This window comes from Armatimonas sp. (genome assembly GCF_964826245.1).
Genome location: NZ_CBAYMC010000299.1, coordinates 1 through 4449, shown reverse-complemented (window position 1 = coordinate 4449; position 4449 = coordinate 1). Strand labels below are relative to the sequence as shown.

Sequence of the window (4449 nt, the reverse complement as noted above, 5' to 3'; positions counted from 1 at the left end):
GGGCTCTTGGCAAAGTAGTCTGGGCGGTACCAGTCGGAGCACCACTGCCAGACGTTGCCCGCCATGTCGTAGAGGCCAAAGGCATTGGCGGGGAAGCTGCCCACCGGCGACGTGCGCTCAAAGCCGTCGGTCTTGGTGTTTTTGTTGGGAAAGTCACCGTTAAACGTATTGGCCATCTGCTTGCCGCCCGGCGCGAAGTCATCGCCCCAGAGGAAAGGCTTCTGATCCAGCCCACCGCGCGCGGCAAACTCCCACTCCGCCTCGGTCGGCAGGCGCTTGCCCGCCCACTTGGCATAGGTTGTTGCGTCTTCGTAGGCGACGTGCACCACGGGATGGTTCTCGCGGCCCTTAAGATCGCTCGTCGGGCCTTCGGGGTGTCGCCAGTCGGCCTTGGGAATGTAGCTCCACCACTGCGTCACGTCGTCGAGGCGGACTTCATGGTCGGGCGGCGTAAAGACCACGGCGCCGGGCACGAGCTTGTCGAGCGGGACACCAGGGAACTCTTTAGGGTCGAGGGGCCGCTCCGCAATGGTCTGGTACTGAGTGGCCGTGACGAATTTTTCAAACTGGGCATTGGTGACGGGGTACTTGTCCATCCAGAACCCGTTGAGTGTCACTTTATGTACCGGCTGCGCATCGGCAAAGCGCGGATCGTCGCTGCCCATGCGAAAGCTACCCGCCTTTATCAAAACCATGCCATCTGTGCTACTCGTGGCAGATATAGAGGGTTTCGTGCAGCCCGTCAACGTCAAGAGTGCAAACACAGCGCCGAGTTGTTTTGTCTTCATGGGGTTATTGTAGCGGCCAGTTGGGATCGGCGACACGCGCTGTCTGAAGAAGCGTTTCGGCCTTGGCATGCTCTTGCGGACGCTGGCGGGCGAGATTTGTTCGCTCGCCGGGGTCTTTTCCCAAGTCGTAGAGCTCAATGGCCGCACTCGGGCCATTCTTGATGGCTTTCCAGTTGCCAAAGCGCACGGCCTGGATGGGCTTGCCCTCGTGGAGCTCCCAGTAGAAGTAGTCGCGCTTGGGGGCTTTCCCTCCACGTAAGAGTGAGACTAGCGACTTGCCATCCGTCACAAAGTCTTTTGGGAGCTTAACGCCTGCCAGCTCTGCGGCCGTGGCGGGGAAGTCCCAGAACGCCCAGGGCTCACTGCTCACGCGCCCCGACGTCACCACGCCGGGCCAGCGAGCAATCGCGGCCTGACGCAAAGCGCCCTCATACAGCCCACGCTTGAAGCCACGCAGCCCATTGGCCGCCTGCTCGAACAACCGCCCAATCTCGGAGCTGGGGGCATACGACGAGCCATTGTCCCCGGCGACAATCACCAGGGTTTTCTCGTCGAGTTTTAGTTCTTTAAGAAGTGCCAGCAAGCGGCCTATATCGCTATCGAGACGCGTCACTTGCGCGGCATAGGTATTCTGAAGATTTGTCCAAGGCTTGTCTTTATAGATTCCGAGATCGTCAATCTCGGCGCGGCCATGGGGAAGCGTGATGGAGTAGAAGAGAAAAAACGGCTGGTCTTTGTGCTCGCGCACCCAGCGCAGTGTCTCGTCGGCAATTAAGTTCTGTGCGTAGGTCTTGCCGATGGTTTTTCCATCGTTGCCTGCTAGCTCGAAGCGCTGGTCGTTGTTGTAGAGATAGGTAGGGAAGTAGCTATGGGCGTGGCGCTGGCAGTTGTAGCCAAAGAAGTGGTCAAAGCCCTTCTTCAGCGGACTTCCCGTGGTGTCAAACATCCCCATTCCCCACTTGCCGATACACGCCGTGGCGTAGCCCGCGCTCTTCAGCACTTGCGCAATCGTGCGTGTCTGGGCAGGCAGGGGCATCTGGCCCTCGGGCTGGAGCTCCCGATTAGCGCGAATCGGACTGTGGCCCGTGTGCAGCCCCGTCATCAAGCTCGTGCGTGAGGGCGCACAGACACTGGTGCCGCAGAAGGCTTGCGTAAAACGCGTGCCCTCGGCAGCCATCTTGTCTAGGTGCGGGGTCTGGATGAGCTTCTGGCCGTAGCAGCCCACATCACCCTGAGCGAGATCGTCGGAGAGGATAAAGATAATGTTGGGTTTCATAACGTGATCACGGAGCCGACAGCGGCCCTAGAGTGGTTCCTGCGGCGCACGATACAGGATATTGAAAAAGAGTGCAACTCGTAAACGGCTAGTGGCTCGTTATGGCGTAGAATAGGGACATGGCGCTAAAAGTCTCCACCGCAGCACTCCGCACCTACGACATGCTCAAAGAGAGCCCTCGGGCAACGCCGCGCCGCTCGGATGCGCGTGATCCGGTCGTCCTGGAGCAGATTCATGGGCGGATTCGGGAGCTTTTGGTGAGCTACCGGATCAGTAGTCAGATCGGGCAGAACCGGCAGACCTTTGTCTTCTGGAGCGAGATCGAGCCCTTGGTGCGCGAGGGCACGTTCGACGATTTTTTGTGGATGCTGTAAAGATTGGTATAGATTATGCGTATAGTCTCAGGCAAAGGAACCTGAGCTATGAGTGCTGTCCCTCTCTCACCCTCCGCCACACCGGAAGAAATCTACCTGAGCCGCCTGATGGCGGCACGTCTTTTACTGCCAACGAGCGTTCCCGGTATCTACGGACGTGGCGCACGCTTTGTCCAGGTGCTGGAAGGGCTGGAGCGCAGTATCACGCAGCTAGGCCGAACCGAGAGTACCCATGTCTGGCAGTGTCCCCCGATCTTGCCCCACACCGCCGTCGAGAAGTACACTCGCTCCTGCGCCTTCCCCCACCCACGCACGAGTCCGGAGGCGAATCTAGGCGACCTGACCCTGGCTCCCTCGGCCTGCTGCTATGTCTATCCCACGCTCACCGGCACTCTCGCCGCAGCCGGCTGCACGATTGACATTGAGAGCTGGTGCTATCGCAGTGCTGCCTCGCTCAACCCCATGCAGATGCGTGCCTTTCGGATGCGTGAGTTTGTCTATGCGGGCACCGAAGCACAGGCGCAAGGCTTCCGCGAGAGCTGGGTCGTCCAAGCGCAGGCGTTTCTGAGCGCTCTGGGGCTAGAGTCGGAGCTACAGGCACAGGGCGAGACGCTTGATATTATGGTGCCCATGCTCTCAGGCGCGTGCCCCACCGCGCTTCTTTCGGTCCACCACCACCAGGATCACTTTGGCAAGCTCTTTGATATCCGCACCCCCGATGGTGCCCATGCCCACACCAGCTGCGTCGCTTTTGGCATGGAGCGCCTCGCGCTGGCACTGCTGGCGCAGCACGGCCTGCAACCGAGCAAGTGGCCCCAGAAGCTACGGACACGGCTCCAGCTGGACTAGTTTATAGTTTAGCGTGTCGGTTTAGGGACAAGCGGTGCCAGGGGAATCTTCAGCGGGGTCTTGTCCCGAGCCAGCACCAGTTCTTTTTCGCTGATCTTCGCCACGACATAGCGCTCGCCCCGCACCGAGACGGGCTTGCCCTGCTCGACAACGCGCACCTCAGAGTTGGGTGGAGCGCCTAGCTCCAGGATCGCAAAAGCGACTTTTTCCCCTAAAACACAGCCCGACATGCGGCAGACAGTCCCCCCGACAATCGGCAGGCGTGCTTGCTGGTAGAGCAGGGCAAGATTGGGCACGGGGAGCTTGCTGTCGGCTTTCGGGGCGATCTCGACAATGCCATCTTCGCGTTTCCACTCCAGCACGGGTCGGTTGCTCTGGCAAAGCTGCGTCAGTGCCTGCTCGAACGTCCCCTGGCTCACCGTCGCAGTTACCAGTCCGAACACCGTGTTGGGAATCAGGTAGTTGCCCTCCCCAAACCCTCTCATCACCAGCTCCAGCGCCTTCTCCACCGGAGCCTGCGCCAGAAAAAGATCCCGCTTCAGCGGCGCAGCAGGCGGCGTCTGTGCTTGTGCAGCCTCGGCAAGCACAGCCAGCCCTGTCAGAGTCAGAAGAGTTCGTCGGTTCATGCCCTCATTCTAGCGCTTTTTCGGCAACTCAACTTCATAAACTCTATACTTGGGTATATTTTCCGCATGATACTTCCGGCCCCCTTCTTTATAGCAACTCTCGCACTCTCGCAGCCTGTACAGATGACAGCTCAACGCGGCTATTTTCGCACGCCTAGCCTGCGTGGCGAGGTGGCGGTCTTTGCGGCGGAGGGCGATCTGTGGCGCGTCGCGGCCAGCGGTGGATTGGCGACGCGGCTGACGACGCACCCGAGCGAGGAGAGTAGTCCTGCCCTCTCGCCGGATGGGAAGTGGGTGGCGTTCTCGGCGGCGTACGAAGGCCCCGATGAGGTCTATGTCATGCCCACCACCGGCGGTGAGCCCACACGGCTGACCTTTGGTGCGGGCGGAACCGTCGCGGGCTGGACCAAAGACGGAAAGATTCTCTACGCCACCGCCAAGCACGCGACGCTTCCCGGCGTGCAGCTTGTCGCTCTTGATCCCAAGACCAAGCAGCGCGCCCGCGTGCCCCTCGCCCAGGCCAGTGATGGGGTCTA

General features: G+C 60.3%; 5 protein-coding genes and 1 pseudogene. 3 read left to right on the top strand and 3 right to left on the bottom strand.

Annotated features, from left to right (window positions below; translation table 11 throughout):
* A partial coding sequence (locus AC1XOS_RS20105; protein WP_481963997.1) for a formylglycine-generating enzyme family protein occupies positions 1-788 on the bottom strand: 788 nt, incomplete at its 3' end.
* Between the two features lie 4 nt (positions 789-792).
* Complete coding sequence (locus tag AC1XOS_RS20100) at positions 793-2064, bottom strand: arylsulfatase (protein ID WP_481963996.1); 1272 nt, start codon at positions 2062-2064, stop codon at positions 793-795.
* 119 nt (positions 2065-2183) lie between these two features.
* Here AC1XOS_RS20100 and AC1XOS_RS20095 point away from each other — a divergent pair, with 119 nt between their 5' ends.
* Positions 2184-2438 carry a hypothetical protein gene (locus tag AC1XOS_RS20095; protein ID WP_481963995.1) on the top strand — a complete coding sequence of 85 codons (255 nt, stop codon included), beginning with the start codon at positions 2184-2186 and terminating at the stop codon, positions 2436-2438.
* Between the two features lie 48 nt (positions 2439-2486).
* Positions 2487-3287, top strand: coding sequence for a class-II aminoacyl-tRNA synthetase family protein (locus tag AC1XOS_RS20090; protein WP_481963994.1), 801 nt, complete (start codon positions 2487-2489; stop codon positions 3285-3287).
* 8 nt (positions 3288-3295) lie between these two features.
* On the opposite strand, the gene AC1XOS_RS20085 is transcribed toward AC1XOS_RS20090, so the two are convergent.
* Entirely contained in the window at positions 3296-3913 is a 618-nt protein-coding gene (locus AC1XOS_RS20085; protein ID WP_481963993.1) for a hypothetical protein, read from the bottom strand.
* A 66-nt stretch (positions 3914-3979) separates the two neighbouring features.
* Here AC1XOS_RS20085 and AC1XOS_RS20080 point away from each other — a divergent pair.
* A pseudogene (locus tag AC1XOS_RS20080) lies at positions 3980-4449 on the top strand (S41 family peptidase); the annotation flags it as partial.